This window comes from Radiobacillus deserti, from assembly GCF_007301515.1.
Lineage (GTDB): Bacteria > Bacillota > Bacilli > Bacillales > Amphibacillaceae > Radiobacillus > Radiobacillus deserti.
The window spans coordinates 1,623,538-1,649,651 of sequence record NZ_CP041666.1; the positions used below are offsets into that span (position 1 = coordinate 1,623,538).

A 26,114-nucleotide genomic window follows, 5' to 3' on the forward strand; every position below is an offset into this window, starting at 1 on the left:
TGCCAGTTTCTTTTTATTTAGAGTAAAATTCCGGTTTGTGATTCCTTCCATATTCGTTCTACCTTGTCCTCGCTAATCATATCGTTTAAACGAGGAGGGGAATTGAATGAACCGTTGGAATCGTTTTTTTATGCAATTATTAGCATTTTTCCTGATCATTGCGATTGGTTATCAAGTGAAACCAAATCCATTTGCCTTAAATGATTTATCTAGCATACATCATATAGTGCCTGTAAGTGAAGATAATACTCTTCTGAAGACTATTAAGGAAAAAAGCAAAGAGTACGAAGAACCTGCAGAAAATGCAAAAATTCATGATGTGTGGAAGAAGATGCCAGGTAGAAATGGGATAAAAGTAAATATTGAAGCATCCTATAAAAAGATGAAGGAAAAAGGAAGGTTTGATGAAACCCTCTTAGTCTATGACCAAGTGAAACCAGAGGTAACGTTAAAGGACCTACCTCCGTCTCCTATTTATCGGGGACATCCAGACAAACAAATGGTAGCTTTCTTAATTAACGTGGCTTGGGGAGAAGATAACATTCCAAGTATCTTAAATACATTAAAGAAACAGAAAGTGAAAGCAACCTTCTTTATTGAAGGGAAATGGGCTTCGAAAAACCCAGACCTTGTTAAAATGATTCAAGAGGAAGGACATTTAATCGGAAATCATGCATATAACCATCCTGATATGAGTCGGTTAGGGGATGCAGAAAATAGAGAGCAAATCGTCAAGACTAATGAGATTTTAGAGGGCATATTAGGTGAACGTCCGAAATGGTTTGCTCCTCCTAGTGGAAGTATGAATGATCAGGTTGTGAAGCTTGCGGCCGAGGAAGGCATGGAAACAATCCTATGGACAGTGGATACAATCGATTGGAAGAAGCCTACGACAGACGTTATGGTTAACCGTGTTATGGGTAAACTACATCCTGGGGCTATGATTTTGATGCATCCAACTGATGTCATTGAACGAGGTCTAGAAGACTTAATTTTGAATATTAAAGAAAAAAAGTATAAACTAGGTACAGTTGCACGTTTATTGAGTGAAAAAAGGTTTTGATTGTTAGTTGTATGCTGTTTATACAGTAATAGGAGGAAATAGTTTGCTACTAAGACACACTTGTCAAAATGGATTACGAATAGTACAAGAACACATCCCATCCGTACGTTCCGTAACAATAGGTGTATGGGTTCTAACAGGTTCTAGAAATGAGACAGCTCCTATCAATGGGATTTCTCATTTTATTGAGCATATGTTTTTTAAAGGAACGAAAACAAGGTCTGCTTTGGATATTGCAGAAGCATTTGATGCAATCGGTGGACAGGTCAATGCATTTACGTCTAAAGAGTACACCTGTTATTATGCAAAGGTATTAGATACGCATAAAGATTTTGCCTTAGAAGTACTAGCGGACATGTTTTTCAATTCTACCTTCGATGCGGAGGAAATGGAACGCGAGAAGAAAGTCGTATTAGAGGAAATTAAAATGGCAGATGATACGCCAGATGACATTGTTCATGATTTACTATCCCAGGCCTCTTACGGACAGCATCCGTTAGGTTACCCAATCTTAGGGACGGAGCAAACCTTACAATCTTTTAAAGATACTGATTTGCGTAGCTATATGGATCAACGCTACCGTCCAGATAATGTGGTCATTTCGGTTGCAGGTAATGTAGATGAACAGTTTATGAAACAGATTGAGAGTCATTTTGGTACATATGAAGGAACCGAAAGTAACAGAGAATTAGAGAAACCAACATTCTTAACGGAACAAATTGTCCGAAAGAAAGAGACAGAACAAGCACATCTCTGTTTAGGCTACAACGGTTTGCCACTTGCGCATGACCAAATGTACAGTTTAATCGTTATGAACAATGTGTTAGGTGGAAGTATGAGCTCTCGCCTATTTCAAGAAGTTCGGGAGAAAAAAGGATTAGCTTACTCCGTCTTTTCATACCATAGCACATTCATGGATAGTGGTCTATTAACCATTTATTCGGGGACGGGAAATGAACAACTTCCATTATTGAGAAAAACGATTGAAGACGTCATTGAGAACCTTATCCAACATGGGTTAACGGAGAAAGAATTGAAAAATAGTAAAGAACAGCTCAAGGGAGGCTTAATGCTGAGCTTGGAAAGTACGAATAGTAGAATGAGTCGTAATGGAAAGAATGAATTAATTCTTCAACGGCACCGTACGTTAGATGAAATGGTGGAGGAAATTGATGCTGTCACCATGGAAAGTACTAATCAAATCATTCAAGATATCTTTTCACAGCCTTTTTCAAGCGCATTAGTTTCTTCAGACGCATAAGTAAATGTAAGCACATCTTCGATTCATAGAAGATGTGCTTTTTTAGGAGGGAAAGAAAGATGGGGATTATCACATTATTGTTGTTTATGCTTCTCTCTAACTCTTTATTAAAAAAAGTAAATAAAATCTTGAAGTGGATTGCTTTGGGCTATTATGTAGCCTTGTCTGCTATTTTCCTTTTCGGGGATTGGTACATAACAAACCACTTTCATCTGAAGAATGGGCCAGTTCCAAAGGAAGGATTCGCGACACATTTTGATTGGATTAGTACGTTTGGTTACTTTTATCTGATACCAATGGTCATCATCGTTATATATGTAAGTTTAAGAGGGGTAAAAAACATTTATCCAAAAGGATTAAGAGTATTTTTATCTATCTTTATCATTACGGTTTCCTTCGGGATGGGGTATATCGCCTTGTTCTGCTTTGTCTTAATTTTTTATGGGTTCGCACCATAACTCGGCATAGGACCTCCTCTCTCGCATACATTTAATAGGGAGAAGAGGAGGAGTGTAAATGAGATATCGAGAATTGAGCGGCAAAGAAATTGTCGATGTTCGAAATGGGTCTAGACTCGGAATGCTAGGCCAAACGGACCTGGAATTAAATGAAAAAACGGGGGAGATTGAGTCCTTTATCGTGCCAAACTATAAGTGGTTTGGAATGAAAAAGGAAGGGGATCAAGTCCGGATGGACTGGAAAGATATAAAAAAAATAGGGGATGACATGATTATTATTGACCCAAAAAAATAGAGTGGTACAAACACAGGAAGAAGTACATCTGCCTATACTGGTAATGTACTTCTTTTCTTTTGAAATCAGCAGGGGAAAGCAACCATTTTTCAAGAAACAAGGGCACTTGCAATTCACTTTGCATGTTATTCGTCATATTATAAATTGAAAAGTTTAACTCCAGGTGAGGTGAAAACATGAAATCAAACAAGAACATCGCTATTATAGGCGGTGATGCAAGATATCTACAAATGATTAAACAATTATCTAAATCAGAGGATATCCATATACAAGTAGTAGGATTTGATCATTTAAACCAAGGATATACCGGTGTAAATCAAGTGGAAATGGATGATTTACGTGTTAACCAGTTAGACGCAGTTATTCTTCCTATTCCTGGTACAGATGATCAAGGTTTTATCGAAACCACTTTTTCTGACCAAAAAATTCAGATTACACTAGACTGGTTACAGCAACTGCCCGACCATTGTGTCATCTTTAGTGGTATTGCCAATGATTATCTGAGAGAGAATGCACAACAAGCAGGAATTCGATTAATTCCACTTATGGGACGGAATGATGTTGCAATATACAACTCGATTCCAACCGTAGAAGGTACTATTATGATGGCTATTCAACATACAGATTTCACCATCCATGGTTCCAATGTCATTGTTTTAGGACTTGGAAGAGTTGGAATGAGTGTGGCAAGCAAATTTTCTGCATTAGGTGCGAAAGTGTTTGTCGGGTCGCGCAACAAAGAAGATATTGCACGAAGCATTGAAATGGGATTAACAGGTTTTCACATGAATGAACTTTCTTCATATACTCCTAATTGTGACATTCTTATTAATACCGTACCGGCCAAAGTCGTAACGGATGATGTTATAAAACCGATGATGGCCCATGCGTTAATTATTGACCTAGCCTCAAAACCTGGTGGAACAGATTTTGAATATGCTGATAAACGAGGTATCAAGGCAATTCATGCGTTAGGATTACCGGGAATTGTGGCTGCAAAAACAGCAGGGGAAATACTTGGTACAGTTGTTGAGCAGGTCCTAAAGGAACATCAAGAAGAAAGGGGTCTTTAAAGTCATGTCGTTAAAAGGGAAACGAATTGGTTTTGGTTTAACAGGATCTCACTGCACTTATGAAGCGGTTTTTCCACAGATCGAAAAATTGGTAGAACAAGGAGCTGATGTAGTTCCTGTTGTATCCTACACTGTACAGAACACAGATACAAAGTTTGGGAAAGCAAAGGATCACCTTCAACGAATTAGAGAGATCACTGGAAAGGACTTAATTACAACGATTCCAGAAGCAGAGCCTTTAGGTCCTGCAGCTCCATTAGATTGTATGGTTATTGCTCCATTGACTGGTAACTCCATGAGTAAGCTAGCAAATGGTCTTACGGATAATCCGGTATTAATGGCAGCTAAAGCTACTATTCGAAATGGAAATCCTGTTGTATTAGGTATCTCAACGAACGATGCACTAGGTTTAAACGGAGTTAATTTAATGAGACTCATGGCTACAAAGTTAATTTACTTCATTCCTTATGGTCAAGACGACTATATTAAGAAACCGAATTCCATGGTATCGGACATGGAATTGTTATCTGACACAGTAGAAGAAGCCTTAGAGTTCAAACAAATTCAACCCGTTATTATAGAACGAATGAAATCCCAATAGACTCTTTCTGCCCAGCGCAGTTGAAATACACGAAAGGGAAAAGAAGAATTGGAAAGGTTCATCTTGTATTTCAACTGCTGTGTGAGTTAACTTGGTGAGAATGCTTTAAATAGCAGATCTTCGAGCGGTAGTGGAGAATATGGTAAAGAGCCAATCAAAATTACCCTTTCTGTACCTTCCTAGTGTAAGAGTATGTTAAAATATATTATTAATGAAACAATTACACTAGAAAGAAGAAGAGAGAGGAGAAAAAATTAGTGGAAAATCTAAAAGGCTATCATGTTGCCGTGGTTGGCGCAACAGGAGCAGTAGGACAAAAAATGTTGGAAACATTAGAGAAAAAGAATTTTCCAATTGAAAGCATAACATTACTTTCATCCAGCCGTTCTGCTGGTACTAAAATAAACTTTAAAGGTGAGGAGTATGTCGTCCAAGAAGCAACACCTGAAAGCTTCGAAGGCATACACATTGCGTTATTTTCAGCAGGAGGATCTGTATCTAAAAAACTAGCTCCTGAAGCAGTAAAAAGAGGTGCAGTTGTCATAGACAATACAAGTGCATACCGCATGGATCCAGAGGTTCCGTTAGTGGTACCTGAAGTAAATGAAGAGGATTTGAAGAAACATAATGGAATTATTGCAAATCCAAACTGTTCTACTATTCAAATGGTAGCAGCTTTAAAACCACTACAAGATGCATATGGCTTGTCTAGAATTATTGTGTCCACGTATCAAGCGGTTTCAGGAGCAGGTACGGTTGCATCGGAAGAACTTCGCAACCAAGCACGAGACATGTTAGATGGCAAGGAAGCCAATGCGGAAATTTTACCTGTTAAAGGAGATAAAAAGCATTTCCCAATCGCTTTTAATGCACTTCCACAAATCGACGTATTCCAAGAGAATGGCTATACGTTTGAAGAAATGAAAATGATTAATGAGACGAAAAAAATAATGCATGCACCAGAGCTTCATGTTTCTGCTACATGTGTGCGTCTCCCAATTGTTACTTCTCATGCAGAAAGTGTCTATATTGAATTGAATCAAGATGGCTTAGAAGTGGCAAATTTACACAAAGTATTGCAATCCGCAGAGGGTGTTGTACTGGAAGATAACCCTTCTGAGCAAGTGTATCCAACTCCACTTAGTGCAGCTAATAAAAGCGATGTGTTCATAGGACGTGTTCGTAAAGACCTAGATAACCCGAAAGGATTCCATTTATGGGTAGTATCCGACAACCTTCTAAAAGGAGCAGCGTGGAATTCTGTACAAATAGCAGAAAGTCTTATCAAAAACAATTTGCTGTAAATTAGAGGTGTCGAATTCATGAAATTATTAGTACAAAAGTTTGGCGGAACGTCCGTCCAGAATGCAGAAACACGCGCGAATGCAATTGATCATATAAAATCGGCGGTACTAGAAGGTTATAAAGTAGTTGTGGTAGTGTCTGCTGCTATGGGGAGACATCCACAGCCTTATGCAACAGATTCTTTATTGGGTCTTGTTGGATTCCCGAATACGAACATTAGCAAACGTGAACAAGATTTACTTTTATCCTGTGGAGAAACGATTTCATCTGTCGTTTTTTCTAATGAACTAAAAGAACAAAACTTGTCTTCAATTGCCTTAACGGGTGCTCAAGCAGGTTTTGTGACGAGTAAAGACTTTACAGAGGCAAAGATTAAAGCGATGGAAGTCGGCAGGGTACGAAGAGAATTAAAAGAACATGATGTGGTGGTCGTAGCTGGATTCCAAGGTGCCACCGAAGATGGAGAAATAACGACAATTGGAAGAGGTGGAAGTGATACTTCTGCAGCAGCACTTGGTGCAGTACTAGAAGCAGATTACATCGATATTTTTACTGACGTAGAGGGTATCATGACTGCTGATCCAAGAGTTGTAGAAGATGCGCAGACATTAGATGTTGTCACTTATACAGAAATTTGCAACCTTGCTTATCAAGGAGCGAAAGTGGTTCACCCTCGCGCAGTAGAAATCGCGATGCAAGCAGAGGTTCCTATGCGAGTAAGATCTACCCATTCTAAATACACAGGAACCTTGGTTACGTCTTCTCGTGATGATGTCAAAGGAAAAGACATTCCGGACCGTCTTGTAACAGGGATTGCTCATATGTCTGGCATTACGCAAATTAAAGTAGAAGCGAATGAAGAACCGTACCACTTACAATCTGAAGTGTTTAAAGTAATGGCAGAAGCTGGTATTTCTGTAGACTTTATCAATATTTCACCAACAGGTGTTGTGTACACGATTCCCGAAATCTTTACGGCACAAGCGGTTAAGCTTTTAGATCAATTGGGCTACACACCAATGCTAGAAAAGAATTGTGCCAAGGTTTCTGTTGTGGGTGCTGGTATGACAGGAGTACCTGGGGTTACGGCGAGAATTGTTCAAACCTTGACAGATGCTGGCGTACAGATTCTACAATCCGCAGATAGTCACACCACCATTTGGGTTCTCATTCATCAGGATGACCTTGTTCCAGCTGTCAATGCCCTTCACAATACGTTTGAATTAAATGTACAATAATATCCAAATAAACATAGTAAAATAAAAACGAGGCTGGGTTAAAAGTATAAGTCGAAAAGCCGAATAACAGCCTATACTAGCTCCGGAAATATACGTAGACTCCTGCGGGAAAAAAGGCATCGGTGAGACCCCACAGTGCGTCAGCACGAGGAGGCTCACCAGCCGCCCGCGGAAAGCGTGTATATTTCCGGAGCGGGGTATAGGCACTAATGATAATTGTTCGTTTTTTTATTGCTTACTATACTTTTGTCTCAACCTCGTATCTACCTACCCTGCATGATACCAATGAAAGGGGAACAAAAGAATGTACTTTGGCAAGGTTTTAACAGCAATGGTTACCCCATTTGATAGGGAGGGGAACCTAGATTTAGACAAAACAACAGAATTGGTCAACTATCTGTTAAATAACGGTACAGATGGATTGGTCATTGCAGGGACGACTGGGGAATCTCCTACGTTATCCCATGCTGAAAAACTATCTTTGTTTAAGCATGTTGTAGAAGTGGTAGACAAACGAGTTCCTGTCATTGCGGGTACTGGTAGTAATAACACAGAGGCAACCATTCAGCTTACGAAAGAAGCGGAAGCTGTTGGAGTAGATGCGGCCTTATTGGTGACACCTTATTATAATAAACCAAGTCAGCAAGGTTTATTGGAACATTTTCGTACAGTAGCAAACCAAACATCTCTGCCAATTATGCTCTATAATATACCGGGTCGTTCTGTGGTTCGAATCAATCCGGAGACGGTGATTGAACTATCTAACATTTCAAATATTGTCTCTATAAAAGATTCAACTGGTGATTTAGATGCCATTACTACGATTATCGAACATACACCAGATGACTTTTCACTATACAGTGGAGACGATAATCTAACATTGCCTATCTTATCTATTGGCGGTACAGGAATAGTTTCAGTTGCGGCTCACATTATTGGGGATAGAATGCAAGCTATGATTCAAGCGTATGAGCAAGGTAATGTGAAAGAAGCCGCGACCATACATCGCAGCATCCAACCAATTATGAAAGGAATGTTTATCGCACCTTCTCCAACACCAGTAAAAGCTGCATTAACGGCCAAAGGTCTAGATGTTGGAAAGGTGAGACTACCACTTATAGATCTTTCATCTGAAGAACAAAAGAAATTATTAGAGATATTATCATGGATATGATAAGAACCAGGCAACGATGACTTTTTTTGAGAAGTCATCGTTTTTTTATATCCAACATCAGGTAATACAAGAACTTTTTATGGAAATATTCTTCCATCAGCCGTATATTTTAGTACAATGAAAAGAAGAGGGTAATATCAAAAAGATTGGAAGTAGTGAGTGGGAAAGGAGGGCCATTTATTTTTTATGTATTAGGTATTATGGGTGTGTATGGTTTTCTTTTTGCAGATAAATTGGCAAAATTTTTTACGCATCGTTTCGGAAATCTAGAAAATATGAACATACTGAATTTCGAATACTCAAAAGCGAAGTGGCAACTTCTTATAAAAGGATGTGGACTTTTTCTTATATTACTTGCAGCTTATCAACTAGAATAGAAGGTGATTAAATGCTAATGAATCTTGTATGGATTATTATAATTGGTGTTGTCTTTTGGGCGCTACTTCTGCTGGATAAGCGGAGAAGAAAAAAACGAGAAAATGGTTATAAGCCCACTCAACTATCAAAAGAGGCAAAAATGGAACAAGAAAGAGCAAACTCATATCGAAACGGGCCGCCGAGTGGAGGGGGGATAGGATAAGTTTAGCTGGTTATCTTTATTTTTGTTTGTTGTATCTAGAGGACCGCATGTAGATCTACTTTTAGATGTTCTTGTGCTTGCCCGTTTTATCAATTGCAGGAATTCTCTGTTCTATTTTGATAAAGCGTTGGGCATGGATTATTGCTGGCTGTATCCTCCATGGTGGAGTATTAGGTTATACATATATGCTCTTTTTAGCTGGTAGAATCGGATGGTTTTAAGGAGAGGGTGAGATATGAAATACTTGTTTTCATATGGTTTGACAATCGTTGTGCTGTTAATTTCGACATTTGTGAGTTGGTATGAAGGAAGTGCCATAAGATTAAATCCATGGGAGTGGAAATATACAGCGTTCTTTTCCACATGGTGGCATGGTGAAATCAAAAGTGAAGCAGACATTGTGCAATTAGACCATTTCCTTTATGCGGCAAAATTTGCTCCGTTCTTTCCTTTTCTAATGTTTGCTAGTGCTAGTTTTGTTGTTGCATTGACTCTTTATCTAACATTAAAGGATAAGAAATTTGTTGTAAGCTTGTTTTCAATGTGCATGATATATGCTTTTATCGGAATTTGTCTTCGGAATGCAGATACAATTGGTGGACAATTATTTGAGAAAAGTTGTTATTGCTTGGGAGCTTTATATTTTTTAAGTGCTATCCACTCTAGCAGACGAATACCGAATGTCACGTTTTAGTTAAGTAAGGTGGGGATTTTGTGAAAGAACGAAGACTTTTCTGGCTATCTATTATTATTTGTATAGTTACGGTTATTACCATTGGTATAATCTCAATAGGCGGGTTCAAAAGCTCATCAGATTCTCTTGCAACGGTTGAAGCGAACCTAAATTCTAATTATAGCCGAACGTTCCAAGATTTAGGCATAGGGATGGCCCAAGATTTTCATTTAACCTTGCCTCATGCGGACAAAACCTGGGTAAAGATATGGATAGATGCCTATCAAAATGGCAAAGAATATGAGTCTAACCCTGTCTCAGCACTGTCCTACGGTATGAGCCCTAACCAATATGAAGAAGGGCATATGGGAGTGGGAGTAATAAAAGGGGAAGATGGAGATCAACAATTAGTCCTTTATGCACCAAATATAAAGATGAAACCTATAGAGATTCCTATCCCAATGGAGTTAACAGCTGGAGGATATATAGCTAATTATGCAATTGGAGAGGAAGAGATTTATCTTGAAGAAGGAGAAACAAAGGTTTTAGCTGCTCAAAGGACTCTGAAAAACGCAGCTAGTATTAGGGATTGGAATAACCAAGAAGATAAGCAAAAGATGATTGAAGAGTCGGAAACCGTCTTACTTTTAAATATAGAAGTAAACAAGCAAATGCCTGACTCAAATTAACCTATATAGTGGAAAAGAGTGGCGTGATTGAAACGGATTAAATTTGTAATGGACTACTTTATTAGTATATGAGGATTTATTCTTTAGTTGCATTCCTGTGTTATGCCAGCACTCTTTTCCAGATATCTTTACTCATAACAGGAACAGGAAGACGTTTTTCCTCACTTCTTAATACTTCCACATGATACGAACTATGGAGTGGCTGGTGGCGTAAATGAAAACAAGTTAGATAATCATGATACGAAGATGTGTAGAAGCGTACCTGTTTTAAAAGGTACCTTTGCTAGAAAATAAAAAGAAGCTACACCACATGAAGGCTGGGAGTTTGGCGTGTGCTTCAAGTATAACAAGCAAAGGTAGGAGTAGTAGCTAGTTTGGTAAAGCAATCAAAATAAAAAGGGAAAAGATACGGTACCATTAATAGATCCAAGTCCTGACGCCTTTACTTTCATGAATCGATAATCTTCTAGCTATCCTTTGTATGTAACCGGAATGGCTTGTTCATACTAACAAGTAAGTTCAGGAAAGGAGCGTGCTAAGGATGGAGAAAGATAAACAAAATCCGGAAGAACAGAATCAGGATTCTCCACAAGCATCATCACTCGTTCAAAAAATTCAACAGCTGGGTCAGTCTAATGTAGCACAGGCCCCAGAATCAAATATTCATGTGTTGTCTATCATTGGACAAATCGAAGGGCATGTTCAGTTGCCACCGCAAAATAAGACAACAAAGTATGAGCACTTAATTCCACAAATTATTGCAATTGAACAAAACCCTAAAATTGAAGGTTTATTAGTAATCTTGAATACAGTAGGTGGGGATGTTGAAGCTGGATTAGCTTTATCTGAAATGATTGCTTCCATTTCGAAACCAACCGTATCGATTGTATTAGGTGGAGGCCATTCTATTGGCGTGCCAATCGCCGTTTCCACTGATTATTCGTACATTGCGCCTACGGCAACCATGACTATTCACCCGATTCGATTAACGGGGCTTGTAATAGGTGTGCCGCAAACCTTTGAATACTTAGATAAAATGCAGGAGCGAGTTATCCAATTTGTGATGAATCACTCTAATATTTCGGAGCAGAAGTTTAAAGAACTCATGTTTGAGAAAGGGAATCTAACAAGAGATATTGGAACAAATGTTGTTGGTACTGATGCGGTGGAGTATGGTCTCATTGACCAAATTGGTGGAGTGAAAGAGGCCATGGCTAAATTAAATGAAATGATTGAAGCCACTCAAGAAGGAGAGGACTTGGTTCAATGATTTTATACACACCATTAAGCCATGAAGACATTTTCCCAGAGGATCAAAAGTCCTTTTTAGGACAAGAGGTCATTCAAGTACAAGGAAAAAATGTTTGTGCGAAACGACGTGAAGATGGAAGCTATGAAGTCATACAGCTTTTATCGACTGACCCTAATGATTTCCTTTTACAAACGTTTCAACCTGGCTCTATCTTACGTTAATCCTTTTTAGATAAAAGGCGTTCCTATCACAAAAATATGATATAATAGACTCGAATACCATTCGAAGTTTAAAGCTATAACCCTTGTCAGAGAAAATGGCAAGGGTTTATCATTATGGCAGGAAATAAAGAGCAAGGTCAAAGGCTTAGGGGTGACACAAATGGCAAAAAGAAGAAAAAGTAGAAAGAAACAACCCCAAATAAAACAACAAGTAAAGTTTGAGTTGCTTGGAATCTTATTTGTGTTTCTTGCTATTTTCGGAAGTGGAGCAAGTACGATTAGTTCAGGACTTATTCCGGCAGGTTTGGAAAATATTTTTTCGCTTTTTATTTGGTATATGGTACTTTGTAGCGTCCTTATTTTTAACGTGGGTCGGGTTATATTTCATGATTAAGCGAAAATCTCCATTTTTCTTACATAAAAAACTCGCAGGGTTTTATTTTATATTTTTAGGACTATTACTGTTAACGCATATTCAAACTTTTGAAGCTCTTTTACTAGAATCTGTTGAACCTTCTATTGTTAAGACGACTTGGACACAATATGCGGCATTTCTTGATGGAGAAGTTCATTCCACAAACCTAGGTGGGGGAATATCAGGCGCACTATTATTTGCGTTTAGCTATTATTTATTTTCATCAGCAGGCGCGAAAATTGTCTCTGTGTTCTCTATCTTTATTGGGGGACTCTTTATGACGGACTTTTCTATCGGCGAGTTCTTAGTGAAGCGTTGGATTGGTATTAAGGAAGTTGTCAGGAAGATGAAAGAATCTATGATACAAAAAAGGGCTGCGAAGCAACAAGCGAAAAAAGAAAAGGTAGAAAAGGCTGCGGTGGAAGAAGAAACGGAATCTCCGAATTCGGAGGAAATACCTGTTGAAACCTTTACTGTGGATTCATCAGAGCCTGATTATCCGGATATTGCTTATTCTGCGGACATAACAAAGCGAACAAAGAAAAAGACGAAGAAAGAAGAAAACACAGAAGAAGCCGATGAGATTAGCACGTCCCTTCCAATGGCAGAAACCGAAAATTTAGATTACAAGCTGCCATCCATGGATTTGCTATCGGAACCAGTTCATAACACACAGCATCAAGAAAGATCACAAATTCAAGCCATTGTGAAGAAGCTAGAGCGGACTTTTCAAAGCTTCGGTGTAAAGGCAAAAGTAACCAAAGTCCATGTTGGACCGGCAGTTACAAAGTATGAAGTGTATCCAGATGTTGGGGTTAAAGTAAGCAAAATTGTAAATCTGCATGATGACTTAGCGTTAGCGCTTGCAGCGAAGGACATTCGAATTGAAGCACCAATCCCTGGGAAATCTGCGGTAGGGATTGAAGTTCCAAACCAAGAAGTGGCAACCGTTTCTATGCGTGAAGTATTAGAAACTAAGCATACTTATCAGGGATCCAAGCTTTCCTTCGTATTAGGGCGTGACATTTCTGGGGAAGCAGTTATGGCGGAATTAAATAAAATGCCGCACCTACTTGTTGCCGGTGCAACAGGAAGTGGGAAGAGTGTTTGTATCAATGGCATTATTACGAGTATTTTGATGCGCGCCAAACCACACGAAGTGAAAATGATGATGATTGATCCGAAAAAAGTAGAGTTGAATGTGTATAACGGTATTCCTCATCTTTTAGCACCAGTGGTGACAGATGCTAAAAAAGCCTCTCGTGCATTAAAAAAGGTAGTATCAGAAATGGAGCGACGTTATGAACTATTTTCTGATACAGGAACTAGAAATATTGAAGGGTATAACGAGTACATTAAAAAACATAATCAGCAAGAAGGGGAAACCCAACCACAGCTTCCGTACATTGTTGTTCTTGTCGACGAGCTAGCTGACCTCATGATGGTAGCATCTGGAGATGTGGAGGATGCAATAACTAGATTGGCACAAATGGCACGTGCAGCAGGAATACATTTAATTATTGCTACACAACGACCATCTGTAGATGTTATTACTGGTGTCATTAAAGCAAACATACCATCCCGTATTGCGTTTAGTGTGTCCTCAGCCACAGATTCTAGAACAATCTTAGATTCCGGTGGAGCTGAAAAACTACTAGGAAGAGGAGACATGCTATTTATCCCTGTTGGATCTTCCAAGCCTACTAGAATTCAAGGTGCTTTTCTATCCGATGAAGAAGTAGAGCGCATTGTGAATCATTGTGTAGAACAACAAAAGGCACAATACCAGGAAGATATGATTCCAGAAGAAACAAACGACGTACAACAAGAAGTGGAAGACGAATTGTTTGAAGATGCGGTACAAATGATTATCGAAATGCAAAGTGCAAGTGTGTCAATGCTACAACGAAGATTCCGAATCGGCTATACTAGGGCGGCCCGTTTGATCGACGCGATGGAAGACCGTGGAATAGTAGGACCTTATGAAGGAAGTAAACCTCGAACAGTGCTTGTATCAGATATATCAGAAGAGAAATCATCTTAAACTTGCAACCATATAAAAAGCCCAAACTATTTGCAAAATAGTTTGGGCTTTTTTAAGTTGCGTTTCCCGCAGTTTTTGTTGAAAACGCTCTCTATTCGTTACGCTGTTGAAACGTTAAAAAATAAAATAGTGTGACACGTTGGACGAAAAGTCATAGAACTATTCGAATATTTTTCGCTATTTTCTATTTATTTATGACAGTAAAAGTGTTATATTTATTTCGGACAATCAGTCATACGTCAGAGGTCAGTTCTCTGGGACAAATGTAGGAGGAGCACATGTCAATAAAAGCAGATACTCGCCATTTGTATTTACAGGTCATTGATCAAATGAAGAAAGACATTGAAGTAGGAGTATATAAGGAAAAGGAGAAGCTTCCTTCTGAATTTGAACTCTCCAAAAAACTTGGTGTCTCTAGAGCAACGTTACGTGAAGCATTACGTTTATTGGAGGAGGACAATATCGTTACACGTCGACATGGCGTTGGAACATTTGTGAACTCTAAGCCAATCTTCTCCTCGGGAATTGAGCAATTAAATAGTGTAACAGATATGATTGTTCAATCTGGCCGGAAACCAGGTTCTCAATATTTGTCCACAGAAGTAGTTACTCCTACTGAGGATGATAAAGATAGATTCTCTCCAAAACAGATTAACTCGCTTGCAAAAATTGAAAGAGTTCGAACGGCGGATGGACAGCCAGTTGTCTACTGTATTGATAAAGTGGACGAGTCTTTAATTCCGCTCGAACAAGTTCATAATCAGGATTCTATCTTTCAAATTCTAGAAGACTATAGCAATAAAGAAATAAGCTATGCAGTAACGTACATAGAACCAGTAGGCTACCACGAAATTATTTCACCTGTACTAAATTGTGAGCCGGATCAATCGTTGCTTCTTCTGAAGCAAATGCATTATACAGAAGATGATGAACCAGTATTATACTCATCCAACTATTTTAGGTCCGATGTGTTTAGTTTTTATGTCTTAAGAAAAAGACCTTAAGAATAAAAAGTTCCTTTTTAGGAGGTGGTTAATACATAACAGTCGTATGAAATTCTTTAAGTAATTACAAACTAGTATTAAATAATATTATGGGGGTAGTTAGTTTTGAAAAAGAATCGTTTTCTATTAGTTTTAGCGATGTTGCTAGCTGTTGGATTATTCTTAGCAGCTTGTGGTTCTTCTGACGATAAAGAAGAATCAACTGGTAATGAAGGAAAAGATAACGGAGGAGAAGGCACAGAAGAAGCTAGCTCCGATTTTAGTGTAGCAATGGTTACAGACGTAGGTGGGGTAGATGATAAATCATTTAACCAATCTGCTTGGGAAGGTATAAAGGCTTTTGGTGAAAAGAACGGATTAGAAAAAGGTGCTGGATTTGATTACGCACAATCTTCTCAAGATGCGGACTATCTTCCAAACCTTAACCGTTTAGTGCAACAAGATTATAGCCTTATCTATGGTATTGGATACAAACTTGCTGAAGCATTGGGTGATGTAGCAAAACAAAATCCGGACACGAACTTTGCAATCGTAGACTCCGTAGTTGAAGGAGATAACGTTGCAAGTATTACGTTTAAAGAACACCAAGGTTCTTTCCTTGCAGGTGTAGCTGCAGCTATGAAAACAAAGTCTAACAAAATTGGTTTTGTTGGTGGAGAAGAAAGTGACCTTATCAAAAAATTTGAAGTTGGATTCCGTGCAGGTGTTCAATCTGTAAATCCTGATATTGAAGTTCAAGTTCAATATGCAGAATCTTTCGCAGATGCTACAAAAGGGAAAGCAATTGCTTCCAACATGTATGACAAAGGTGTAGATGTAATTTATCATGCTTCTGGAGCAACTGGTAATGGTGTATTTGCTGAGGCAAAAGATATCAAAAACAACGATCCTGATGCAGAAGTTTGGGTAATCGGTGTTGACCGTGACCAATACGAAGAAGGACAAATCGGTGATCAAAACGTAACACTTACTTCTATGCTTAAACGTGTAGACGTTGCTGTACAAGACGTTGCTCAAAAGGCAAAGGACGGCGAATTCCCAGGTGGAGAAGTTGTGGAATACGGTATCCAAGAAGATGGTGTTGGAGTAGCAAGAACCAATGAAGAAGCTTTCACTGAAGAGATCGCAACAGCTGTAGATGAATGGAAACAAAAAATCCTTGATGGGGATGTAGAAGTTCCAGCTACAGAAGACGAATTAAAAACATATCTTGATTCACTTTAATGATTAGGAAAAGGCTAGAGTCATCTAGCCTTTTTCCATCAAATTAAAAATCTGCAAATGAAGAGTTAGTTCCGGCCTTTTCATTTGGTGATTTTTTTGGTCTGCTCACAAAGGTAAAGGGATCGCCATGGAAAAGCATAATGCAATTATATTTTTCTTTTTTTATGCTCGAAAAATGGATTAACTCTTAAAAGACATGGGATTAGATAGGAGTGGAAGCTTTGGAAAACTATGTGATCGAGATGTTGAACATCCGCAAAGAATTTCCTGGTATTGTGGCCAATGACAATATAACCATCCAACTTAAGCATGGAGAAATACATGCTTTGCTAGGAGAGAATGGCGCAGGGAAATCAACGCTCATGAACGTATTATTTGGACTTTATCAGCCGGAAAAGGGAGAAATAAGAGTTCGTGGGGAAAAAGTTAACATTACCGATCCTAACGTTGCAAACGATTTAGGAATCGGAATGGTACACCAGCACTTTATGCTTGTGGATACGTTTACTGTTACACAAAATATTATTTTAGGCAGTGAACCGAAAAAAATGGGTAGGATTGACATGAAGAAAGCAGAGCAAGAAGTAGCGGAGCTTTCGGAACGTTATGGATTGAAAGTAGATCCATCTGCACTTATTCGTGATATTTCTGTTGGAATGCAGCAACGTGTGGAAATCCTGAAAACCTTATACCGTGGTGCAGAAGTACTTATTTTAGATGAGCCTACCGCTGTATTAACTCCACAAGAAATTAAGGAGTTAATGGAAATTATGAAGTCCTTAGTGAAGCAAGGGATTTCCATTATCTTGATTACACATAAGCTTAAGGAGATTCTTGAGTCCTGTGATCGTTGTACGGTTATCCGCAAAGGGCAAGGTATCGGAACGGTTAATGTTTCTGAGACGGATGCGAATGAATTGGCGTCTCTCATGGTAGGAAGAGAAGTTAGTTTTAAAACAGAAAAAGTACCGGCAAATCCAAAGGAAGCTGTCTTGAAAATTGAAAACCTTTGGGTGAAGGATGCACGTACTGTGGATATGGTAAAAGGACTTAACTTGGAAGTAAAGGCAGGAGAAATAGTAGGAATAGCTGGGGTAGATGGAAATGGGCAATCCGAACTTATTGAAGCGATAACCGGCTTGACTAAAATAGATAAAGGAACTGTCTCCTTAAATGGCAAAGAAATCACCAACTTACCACCGAGAAAAGTCACAGAATCTGGTGTTGCCCACATCCCGCAAGACCGACATAAGTTTGGACTTGTCCTAGATTTTCCGATTGGAGAAAACATGGTTCTCCAAACGTATTATCAAAAACCATTTGCCAAAAATGGGGTTCTTTCATTCGGTAAAATTTACGATCATGCCAAAAAATTGATTGATGAGTATGATGTGCGTACACCAAGTGAATACACTCAAGCACGTGCGCTATCTGGAGGAAATCAACAAAAAGCAATTATTGCAAGAGAAGTGGACCGTTCACCAGATTTATTAATTGCGGCACAACCAACTAGAGGTTTAGATGTAGGTGCTATTGAATTTATCCATAAAAAGTTAATTGAGGAACGAGACAAAGGAAAAGCAGTCTTGTTAATTTCTTTTGAATTAGATGAGATTATGAATGTTAGCGACAAGATTGCAGTCATGTTTGATGGTCAAATTGTAGCAAACGTGAAGCCGGAAGAGACGAATGAACAAGAGCTTGGTTTGTTAATGGCTGGGAGCAGGCAAGTGAAAGAAGGTGGCAACTAATGTTTTCGAACAAAACATTTAATATAGTCGTTCCAGTTGTGTCCGTATTACTTGGATTACTTGCTGGTGCAATCATTATGCTCGTATTTGGCTACAACCCTATTCAAGGGTACATTGCGCTCTGGAATGGTGCTTTTGGTAGCAGTTACTTTTTTGGAGAAACAATCCGTCAAGTTACGCCTTATATTTTAACTGGTTTATCAATTGCTTTTGCCTTTCGTACCGGACTCTTTAATATTGGGGCAGAAGGCCAAGTTATTGTAGGATGGCTTGCTGCGGTATGGGTAGGTGCAGCGTTTGACGCCCCGATGATTATCCATCTACCGCTTGCATTAATTGCGGCAGCACTTGCTGGTGCAATTTGGGGATTTGTACCTGGAATATTAAAAGCCAAATTAGGGGTTCACGAAGTCATTATTACCATAATGATGAACTATATTGCGTTACACATATCTAATGCTATGATACGTGAGGTATTAACGGATAGTGGAGATAGCACGGAACCGATTAAAGAATCGGCATCCCTTGCTTCCAATTGGTTAATGGAGATGACTGGCTATTCAAGAATGCACTTTGGTATTATTGTTGCTCTTTTAGCGGCTTTCTTTGTTTGGTTTCTATTAGAAAAAACAACACGAGGCTACGAGCTTCGTTCTGTCGGATTTAACAAGCATGCATCCGAATATGCGGGGATGAATGTTGGAGGAAATATTATTTTAGCAATGGTCATTTCCGGAGGTGTTGCGGGATTAGCAGGTGCGATGGAAGGACTTGGAACATTCGGTTACATGCCAACACACTCTGCGTTCACAAACCTCGGATTTGATGGAATCGCTGTTGCCCTGCTAGGTGGTAATAATGCGTTTGGTGTTATTATCGCAGCATTCTTGTTTGGGGTTCTGAAGATTGGTTCCTTGAACATGCCAACAGCAGCCGAAGTTCCGTCTGAGCTAGTGGAGATTGTTATTGCATTAATTATCTTCTTCGTGGCTTCAAGCTATATCATTCGTTGGGCTATACTTAAGTTAAAAAAGGAGGGGAAATAAATGGCAGCATTTTTTGACGCGTTACAATCCATCGTACCAATTGCATTGTTTTATTCTGCCCCTCTTATTTTTACAGCATTAGGTGGCGTATTTAGTGAACGATCCGGTGTCGTTAACATCGGTTTAGAAGGGTTAATGGTTATTGGAGCATTTTCAGGAATTGTGTTTAATCTTACGTTTGAGGATACGTTAGGAAGTGTGACACCTTGGATTTCTATACTTGTTGCAATGGTTGTTGGAGCTATTTTCTCTCTTATTCATGCAGTTGCAGCTGTATCCTTCCGTGCCGATCAAGTCGTAAGCGGGGTAGCTATTAACTTCTTAGCATTAGGATTAGGGGTTTTCTTAACGAAGCAATGGTATGGAAAAGGTCAAACAGACATGGTAGACAAACCATTTTATTCAACGGATATTCCAGTTCTATCGGATATACCGATTCTAGGTCCACTCTTTTTTGATGGAATTTTTGTAACATCTTATGTAGCAATCGCTTTTGCCTTTTTAGCATGGTTTATTCTTTATAAAACACCATTCGGATTACGTCTTCGGTCTGTAGGTGAACACCCAATGGCAGCAGATACAAATGGGATTAATGTAAATCGTATGCGTTACATTGCCGTTATGATCTCTGGTGCACTTGGCGGACTAGGTGGAGCGGTGTTTGCCTTAACAATCGCATACAACTTCTCACAAGCAACTATTGTTGGACAAGGGTTTATGTCCTTGGCTGCTGTTATCTTTGGGAAGTGGCATCCACTTGGCGCAATGGGGGCAGCATTATTCTTTGGATTCGCCCAAAGTTTAAGCGTTGTTGGTTCCGGTATTCCATTATTAGAAAATGTGCCAGCCGTTTATTTAACAATCGCACCATACGTTTTAACCATCTTAGCTTTAGCAGGATTTATTGGTCGTGCGGAAGCACCTAAAGCGAATGGACAGCCATATGTAAAAGGTAGTCGTTAGAATAATTTAGTTGTGGGGGACTCGGTATTTGTTACCGGGTCCTTTTTTCGTTAGAATGACAATAAGTGAAAATGTTACCAATTCCATCTTCATCTACATAGGATAGTTTTATTTATATTTTTAATACTAAGAACTATATGCAACTTAAGGGAGGATTTTAAATGCAAGAAGTGCAAGAAACAACAACAAATGTGAACGGTTATAATTTACATGTCATACAGAGTACAAAATATAAAACCGTGAATCTTGTTGTTAAATTTAAAGCGCCACTTGAAAGGGAGACAATCACGAATCGAGCCATTCTTCCTTATGTGCTACAACAAGGAACAGAAAAATATCCAAATGCTAGAAGCCTTCGCCAAGCCTTAGATGCTTTATATGGTGCTGTGTTAAGTATTGATGGTTCTAAGAAAGGGGAGCAGCACATTCTTACTTTCCGGCTGGAAGTAGCGAACGAAGCTTATTTAACAAACGAAACATCCCTACTAGATCAAGCAGTTCAATTACTTAGTGAGATTATCTTTAAGCCTAAAGCGGATGGCCAAGCATTTGACGCTAAAATTGTGAGTAGAGAAAAAGTAACATTAAAGCAAAAAATGGATGCGATAAAAGACGACAAAATGAGTTATGCAAATATGCGTTTAATGGACGAAATGTGTAAAGAGGAACCATATCACCTACATGTTCATGGATATCAAGAGGATTTGGAACAATTAAACGAAAGCTCTCTATATCACTTTTATCAACAATTGCTTCAAGAAGATCAAATGGATATTTATTTGCTCGGGGACTTTTCAAACAAGCAAGTAGAGGATACCGTAACGAAATATTTTGTTAGAGATACATCACAAAGCCCATTAAAACAAAACAGACTTGCTCAGAAACAAATAGATCAAGTACAAGAAATTGTAGATAAAGAAGATGTACAGCAAGGAAAGCTTCATTTAGGATACCGAACAAATATAACGTATAATGATGAAGATTATGCAGCGTTACAAGTGTTTAATGGTATTTTTGGTGGATTTCCTAGCTCGAAATTGTTTATTAACGTAAGAGAAAAGAACAGTTTAGCATACTATGCAGCATCCAGAGTAGAGAGTCATAAAGGATTATTACTAGTGTTTAGTGGGATTAATCCAGCAGATTATCAAAAAGCAAAGGATATTATGATTGAACAAATGGAAGCGATGAAGAGTGGTGATTTCACCGAAGAGCAAGTGGAAGAGGTGAAAAACCTTGTCGTAAATCAGTTCCTTGAAACGATGGACCATCCAGTTGGGTTAATTGAAGTGTTATACCACCAAGTCATTGCGGCTTCAGACTTAAAACCGGAAGAATTATTAAATAAAGTAAAGAACGTTTCGAAGGAAGATGTCGTGCGTGTTGCCAACAAAGTGGAGTTGGATACCGTGTATTTTCTTACGAGTAAAGGGGGAAATGCAAATGCATAAAACAACCTATGACCAAATAAAAGAAACGATTTATTCCGAGAAATTAGCGAACGGCTTACAAGTCTTTCTACTTCCGAAGCCGGAAATGGCCAAAACATACGGTATCTTTTCTACGAATTATGGATCAATCGATCAAACCTTTGTACCTCTAGGAAAAGAAGAGATGATAACGGTGCCTGACGGTATTGCCCATTTCTTAGAGCATAAATTGTTTGAAAAAGAAGACCGTGATGTCTTTCAGGATTTTACGAAACAGGGTGCATCAGCAAACGCATATACATCTTTTACGAAAACTGCTTATTTGTTTTCTGCGACTAGTAACATAGAAAAAAATGTAGAGACGCTTTTAAATTTCGTACAGGAACCATATTTCTCTGAAAAGTCGGTTGAAAAAGAAAAAGGGATTATTGGGCAAGAAATCACGATGTATGATGATCAACCAGATTGGCGTTCTTTTTTTGGAACGATTCAAAGTCTATATCACCATCATCCAGTGCAAATAGATATTGCCGGAACGATTGATTCCATATCGAACATTACCAAGGAGGACTTATATACTTGTTATGAAACGTTTTACCACCCTTCAAACATGACATTTTTCGTTGCTGGAAACTTTGAACCAGAATCGATGATGGCCTTCATAAAGGATAATCAAGCGGAGAAAAGCTTTACGGATCAGGCTCCTGTTCAACGCAGTTTTCCAGAGGAGCCAAATACTGTAGCAAAAGAGAAACAAGTAATTGAAATGCCTGTTTCTGTATCTAAATGTTTGGTTGGTTTGAAGGAAAAAATGAACTATAAGGATGCCGATGAATTTTTGACAGCAGATTTATTGAGCGAAATGCTTTTAGATCATTATTTTTCAAAGAGCGGAGCATATTACCAAGAGCTTTATGATCTGGATTTGATTGATAATAGCTTTCAATTTGAGACGAATTTAGAAAAGAATTTTGGATTTAGCATTATTGGTGGTAATACGAAGAAGCCAGATCTACTAGGGGATAAACTAAAAGAAATGCTCTTAGCTATGAAGGACAAACCACTAACAGAAAAAGAATTTAACATTATGAAGCGAAAGCAGATTGGTCATTTCTTTAGAGCGATGAATTCATTAGAGTTCACGTCCAATCAGTTTATTCACTATCACTTATTGGGAATTGATTTCTTTAATGTGTTACCTAAAATCGAAGCGCTAACTGTGGAAGAAGCCAATGCGTTTTTAAACAAATGGATTTCGGAGGAACGGATTGCCGTTTGCCAAGTAGTTCCAACAAAGGAGTAAGGAAATGGGGAACGTATTAATTGTAGGTGCAAGTGGTGATATTGGAGCTGCCATTTCTTTAAGGCTAGCCGAAGAGGGACACCGGTTACTCCTACATTACCATCAAGGTAAGGAAAAGGTGGAGCAATTAATCGCCACTTTACCTAACGAGTCTGTATTAAAGGTATTACATGCCAATTTACAAGAAGAAGAAGGAATGAACAGCCTGGTAAATCAAATAGACTTGGCTGTTGATTCCGTTATTTTTGCGAGCGGAATGAGCCATTTTGGCATGTTTCAGAACAGCTCATTAGAAGAAATGGACCAGATGCTTAACCTTCATATTAAAGCACCCTGGAGAATTACGAAGCGTCTTCTTCCAGAAATGGTACAACGTAAATCTGGACATATCATCATGATTTCTTCCATATGGGGGCGAAGTTGGAGCTAGTTTTGAAGTGATGTATTCTACTGTTAAAGGAGCCCAAAATAGCTTTGTTAAGGCTTTAGCAAAAGAAGTTGCGATGTCTGGTATTTCGGTAAATGGCATAAGTCCAGGTTTTATCGACACGAAGATGAACCGTCATTTATCCGAAGAAGAACGAGCCCAAATAATTAATGAAATACCAATAAATCGTCCGGGTACTCCAGAGGATGTCGCCCATGTCGCTGCTTTTTTGCTTGATCGTCGTTCTAGCTATATATTCAAGGTGAAATTATTCGAGTGACCGGTGCCTGGTAAACAGAAATGAAAAAGAAGCCTCCTTCATGTATAAGGATTTCGAATCTATCACATCCTATGCATGAACGTTCAACTACAAGGAGGAGTCAAAATGTCTGTACTAGACAACTTTGAATCTTGGAAGGACTTTCTTGGTGACCGTTTACACCAAGCAGAAGGTCAAGGTATGAATCAAAACACGATCTCTGAGATTGCTTATGAAATCGGTGGCTATCTTGCTAATCAAGTAGATGCTAAAAACGACCAAGAAGCTGTTCTTCGAGATCTATGGAATGCTGCTTCTAAAGATGAACAGCATGCCATTGCTAATATTATGGTGAAAATGGTTCAAAACGACGGAACCGGAAGATAAACACCGAGAAAGCCCTTGTTTGAGCAAGGGCTTTTCTTATTAATTTTTACTTGATTAAACAAGCGTCCTTATTTTAATGTAGGAACGAACCATATACTCATGGGTTTAAAAATCTATTCCAGATTTTGTTGAAAAATGCGAATTATGTCCTTTTCTTCTAGGCCATAATCATTTATGATAAAAAGGTAGCATAAAATTTTCCAGAGTGTTCAAATGGAAAGATGAAGGAGTTTTCTATTGTGGAGAAAACCGAATGGTATCTTGAATATGAAATCCAATATAATAGACCAGGGTTACTTGGGGACATTTCATCGTTACTTGGGATGCTATCCATCAATATCATCACCATTAATGGCGTTGAAAACTCTCGAAGAGGTATGCTACTTCTATCACGAAAAGATGAACAAATTATTCGATTAAAATCAATTTTAGATACAATGGATACAATCAATGTGATAAAATTACGTAAACCAAAGCTACGAGATCGATTAGCAGTTCGACATGGTAGATACATACATAGTGACGTAGATGATAAGAAGACGTTTCGTTTTGTACGAAGTGAATTAGGCTTACTTGTTGACTTTATGGCTGAATTATTTAAGAAGGATGGGCACAAACTAATTGGTATTAGAGGAATGCCCAGAGTTGGGAAAACAGAATCCATCGTTGCATCCAGTGTATGTGCAAATAAACGTTGGCTATTTGTGTCTAGCACCTTGTTAAAGCAGACGATTCGAAATCAGCTTATTGAAGATGAATATAGTGACGATAATTTATACATTATTGATGGGATTGTTTCTACGCGTAGAGCGAGTGAAAGACATTGGGAGCTTGTTCGTGAAATCATGAGGTTGCCAGCAACGAAAGTAGTAGAACATCCAGACATTTTTGTGCAACAAACCGAGTATAAATTAGATGATTTTGATTACATTATCGAATTGAGAAATGAGGAAGATGAAGAAATTAAATATGATCCTATTGAGAAACCAGTTATGGAAAAACAAGACGGATTTTCAATGTTTGATTTTTAAGATGGACGGTGTTAAATATGGAATTAGGAGCGAAGTTAAAAGAAGCAAGAGAAGCAAGAAATTTATCTTTAGAAGATGTCCAGAAAGTAACTAAAATTCAAACACGTTATCTTCAAGCCATTGAAAAAGGGAATTTTAGTGCAATGCCGGGTAGTTTCTACGTTCGGGCTTTTGTAAAAGAGTACGCAACAGCTGTTGGATTAGATGCCGATCTTTTTATGGAAGAACACGCCTCTGAATTACCAAAGGCCTCTAATGAAAGTTCAGTCCAATATTCTAGAGTTCGTAGTAGAAATGAAACTACCTCTACGAAAAGCCCAGCGATTTTTTCGTTTTTACCTACATTAATTGTAGTATTACTTATTGTCGGCATTTTCTTTTTAGTCTGGTATTTTATATCTACAAATGATGACGGCAAGAGCGAAGAACAAGTAAAAACTGGTGGACCAGATGAAGTATTGGTGGGAGATTCGGGTTCCACGTCTGAAGAGAAACCAGAGGATACTACAGAGGATACTGGAAGCGGAGATACAACTGCCGATGATACAGAGGAACAACCGGAAGAACCAACAAATGAACCAGAATTAAAGCTAGTGGAGGAGACCACCGATGGTGCCGAGGGGGTTACAACCTATGACTTAGTAAATGCGGAGGATTCTGTTCAACTCGTTTTAAATACGGATAATGAGCATTGGTTGGAAATTGAAAATGATAAAGGGAAAAGCTTCTACAACGGTATGTTCGCTGCAGCTCAAGCTCCCCAAGAAATAGATCTGACAGGAGAAGAACGAGTACACCTTCGTTTTGGAAATCCTAGAGACTTGAAAATAACGGTCAATGGGGTGGATTTACAGCTACCAGAAACAGTTGAAAATGGACAAATTCATCAAGTATGGATCAATCTAAATGCAAGTGCAACAGAATAATAGGTAGTGGCAACCCTTTCC

At 38.6% G+C, this 26,114-nt stretch carries 27 protein-coding genes and 1 pseudogene; all 28 read left to right on the forward strand.

The features are described 5' to 3' along the window. Positions 1 to 106 precede the first annotated feature (106 nt). The 28 genes and pseudogenes from FN924_RS08580 to FN924_RS08710 all read left to right on the forward strand — a co-directional run bounded on the left by FN924_RS08580 (position 107) and on the right by FN924_RS08710 (position 26,093). The gene (locus FN924_RS08580) at positions 107 to 1,063 is read left to right on the forward strand and encodes a polysaccharide deacetylase family protein (RefSeq protein WP_143893591.1); all 957 of its coding nucleotides are present in this window, start codon (positions 107 to 109) and stop codon (positions 1,061 to 1,063) included. A gap of 43 nt (positions 1,064 to 1,106) precedes the next feature. Then, entirely contained in the window at positions 1,107 to 2,324 is a 1,218-nt protein-coding gene (locus FN924_RS08585; protein WP_143893593.1) for a M16 family metallopeptidase, read from the forward strand. Between the two features lie 59 nt (positions 2,325 to 2,383). Continuing rightward, positions 2,384 to 2,782, forward strand: a complete 399-nt coding sequence (locus FN924_RS08590) for a hypothetical protein (protein ID WP_143893595.1) — start codon at positions 2,384 to 2,386, stop codon at positions 2,780 to 2,782. Between the two features lie 58 nt (positions 2,783 to 2,840). Next, on the forward strand, positions 2,841 to 3,077 hold the full coding sequence (locus FN924_RS08595; RefSeq protein ID WP_143893597.1) for a YlmC/YmxH family sporulation protein: 237 nt from the start codon (positions 2,841 to 2,843) through the stop codon (positions 3,075 to 3,077). Between the two features lie 176 nt (positions 3,078 to 3,253). Further along, entirely contained in the window at positions 3,254 to 4,150 is an 897-nt protein-coding gene (gene dpaA, locus FN924_RS08600; RefSeq protein WP_143893599.1) for a dipicolinic acid synthetase subunit A, read from the forward strand. A 4-nt stretch (positions 4,151 to 4,154) separates the two neighbouring features. After that, on the forward strand, positions 4,155 to 4,751 hold the full coding sequence (locus tag FN924_RS08605; RefSeq protein ID WP_143893601.1) for a dipicolinate synthase subunit B: 597 nt from the start codon (positions 4,155 to 4,157) through the stop codon (positions 4,749 to 4,751). A gap of 257 nt (positions 4,752 to 5,008) precedes the next feature. Next, a complete protein-coding gene (gene asd, locus FN924_RS08610; protein WP_143893603.1) occupies positions 5,009 to 6,055 on the forward strand; it encodes an aspartate-semialdehyde dehydrogenase in 1,047 nt (348 codons plus the stop codon). Between the two features lie 18 nt (positions 6,056 to 6,073). Continuing rightward, positions 6,074 to 7,294 carry an aspartate kinase gene (dapG, locus tag FN924_RS08615; RefSeq protein WP_143893605.1) on the forward strand — a complete coding sequence of 407 codons (1,221 nt, stop codon included), beginning with the start codon at positions 6,074 to 6,076 and terminating at the stop codon, positions 7,292 to 7,294. A 304-nt stretch (positions 7,295 to 7,598) separates the two neighbouring features. Then, entirely contained in the window at positions 7,599 to 8,468 is an 870-nt protein-coding gene (gene dapA, locus FN924_RS08620; RefSeq protein WP_143893607.1) for a 4-hydroxy-tetrahydrodipicolinate synthase, read from the forward strand. 155 nt (positions 8,469 to 8,623) lie between these two features. Then, positions 8,624 to 8,845 carry a hypothetical protein gene (locus FN924_RS08625; RefSeq protein ID WP_143893609.1) on the forward strand — a complete coding sequence of 74 codons (222 nt, stop codon included), beginning with the start codon at positions 8,624 to 8,626 and terminating at the stop codon, positions 8,843 to 8,845. An 11-nt stretch (positions 8,846 to 8,856) separates the two neighbouring features. Next, positions 8,857 to 9,048, forward strand: a complete 192-nt coding sequence (locus tag FN924_RS08630) for a hypothetical protein (RefSeq protein ID WP_143893611.1) — start codon at positions 8,857 to 8,859, stop codon at positions 9,046 to 9,048. 235 nt (positions 9,049 to 9,283) lie between these two features. After that, on the forward strand, positions 9,284 to 9,742 hold the full coding sequence (locus FN924_RS08635; RefSeq protein ID WP_143893613.1) for a DUF4306 domain-containing protein: 459 nt from the start codon (positions 9,284 to 9,286) through the stop codon (positions 9,740 to 9,742). A gap of 20 nt (positions 9,743 to 9,762) precedes the next feature. After that, complete coding sequence (locus FN924_RS08640; RefSeq protein ID WP_143893615.1) at positions 9,763 to 10,410, forward strand: hypothetical protein; 648 nt, start codon at positions 9,763 to 9,765, stop codon at positions 10,408 to 10,410. Between the two features lie 541 nt (positions 10,411 to 10,951). Then, positions 10,952 to 11,680 carry a ClpP family protease gene (locus FN924_RS08645; RefSeq protein ID WP_143893617.1) on the forward strand — a complete coding sequence of 243 codons (729 nt, stop codon included), beginning with the start codon at positions 10,952 to 10,954 and terminating at the stop codon, positions 11,678 to 11,680. Next, positions 11,677 to 11,883, forward strand: a complete 207-nt coding sequence (locus FN924_RS08650; RefSeq protein ID WP_143893619.1) for a YlzJ-like family protein — start codon at positions 11,677 to 11,679, stop codon at positions 11,881 to 11,883. Before FN924_RS08645 ends, FN924_RS08650 begins: the two co-directional genes overlap by 4 nt. Positions 11,884 to 12,043: 160 nt before the next feature. Continuing rightward, positions 12,044 to 14,342 (forward strand): annotated as a pseudogene (locus FN924_RS08655) (DNA translocase FtsK). Positions 14,343 to 14,620: 278 nt separating this feature from the next. After that, entirely contained in the window at positions 14,621 to 15,346 is a 726-nt protein-coding gene (locus FN924_RS08660; RefSeq protein WP_143893621.1) for a GntR family transcriptional regulator, read from the forward strand. A gap of 105 nt (positions 15,347 to 15,451) precedes the next feature. Further along, positions 15,452 to 16,570: a BMP family lipoprotein gene (locus tag FN924_RS08665; protein ID WP_143893623.1), complete on the forward strand. Its 1,119-nt coding sequence runs from the start codon at positions 15,452 to 15,454 to the stop codon at positions 16,568 to 16,570. Positions 16,571 to 16,812: 242 nt separating this feature from the next. After that, a complete protein-coding gene (locus tag FN924_RS08670) occupies positions 16,813 to 18,321 on the forward strand; it encodes an ABC transporter ATP-binding protein (RefSeq protein ID WP_143897174.1) in 1,509 nt (502 codons plus the stop codon). Then, positions 18,321 to 19,367: an ABC transporter permease gene (locus tag FN924_RS08675; protein ID WP_143893625.1), complete on the forward strand. Its 1,047-nt coding sequence runs from the start codon at positions 18,321 to 18,323 to the stop codon at positions 19,365 to 19,367. The genes FN924_RS08670 and FN924_RS08675 overlap by 1 nt, the downstream gene beginning before the upstream one ends. Continuing rightward, on the forward strand, positions 19,368 to 20,330 hold the full coding sequence (locus FN924_RS08680; protein WP_143893627.1) for an ABC transporter permease: 963 nt from the start codon (positions 19,368 to 19,370) through the stop codon (positions 20,328 to 20,330). It begins immediately after the preceding gene. A 161-nt stretch (positions 20,331 to 20,491) separates the two neighbouring features. Continuing rightward, positions 20,492 to 21,781: an EF-P 5-aminopentanol modification-associated protein YfmF gene (yfmF, locus tag FN924_RS08685; RefSeq protein WP_143893629.1), complete on the forward strand. Its 1,290-nt coding sequence runs from the start codon at positions 20,492 to 20,494 to the stop codon at positions 21,779 to 21,781. Further along, positions 21,774 to 23,063, forward strand: a complete 1,290-nt coding sequence (gene yfmH, locus FN924_RS08690) for an EF-P 5-aminopentanol modification-associated protein YfmH (RefSeq protein ID WP_143893631.1) — start codon at positions 21,774 to 21,776, stop codon at positions 23,061 to 23,063. The genes yfmF and yfmH overlap by 8 nt, the downstream gene beginning before the upstream one ends. A 4-nt stretch (positions 23,064 to 23,067) precedes the next feature. Further along, a complete protein-coding gene (locus FN924_RS19705) occupies positions 23,068 to 23,493 on the forward strand; it encodes an SDR family NAD(P)-dependent oxidoreductase (RefSeq protein ID WP_323368644.1) in 426 nt (141 codons plus the stop codon). 10 nt (positions 23,494 to 23,503) lie between these two features. Continuing rightward, complete coding sequence (locus FN924_RS19710; RefSeq protein WP_323368654.1) at positions 23,504 to 23,770, forward strand: SDR family oxidoreductase; 267 nt, start codon at positions 23,504 to 23,506, stop codon at positions 23,768 to 23,770. A gap of 105 nt (positions 23,771 to 23,875) precedes the next feature. Continuing rightward, positions 23,876 to 24,136, forward strand: a complete 261-nt coding sequence (locus FN924_RS08700; RefSeq protein ID WP_143893633.1) for a DUF3243 domain-containing protein — start codon at positions 23,876 to 23,878, stop codon at positions 24,134 to 24,136. Between the two features lie 239 nt (positions 24,137 to 24,375). Continuing rightward, positions 24,376 to 25,167 carry a DUF3388 domain-containing protein gene (locus FN924_RS08705; RefSeq protein ID WP_143893635.1) on the forward strand — a complete coding sequence of 264 codons (792 nt, stop codon included), beginning with the start codon at positions 24,376 to 24,378 and terminating at the stop codon, positions 25,165 to 25,167. 17 nt (positions 25,168 to 25,184) lie between these two features. Beyond that, the gene (locus FN924_RS08710; RefSeq protein WP_143893637.1) at positions 25,185 to 26,093 is read left to right on the forward strand and encodes a RodZ domain-containing protein; all 909 of its coding nucleotides are present in this window, start codon (positions 25,185 to 25,187) and stop codon (positions 26,091 to 26,093) included. Positions 26,094 to 26,114 lie beyond the last annotated feature (21 nt).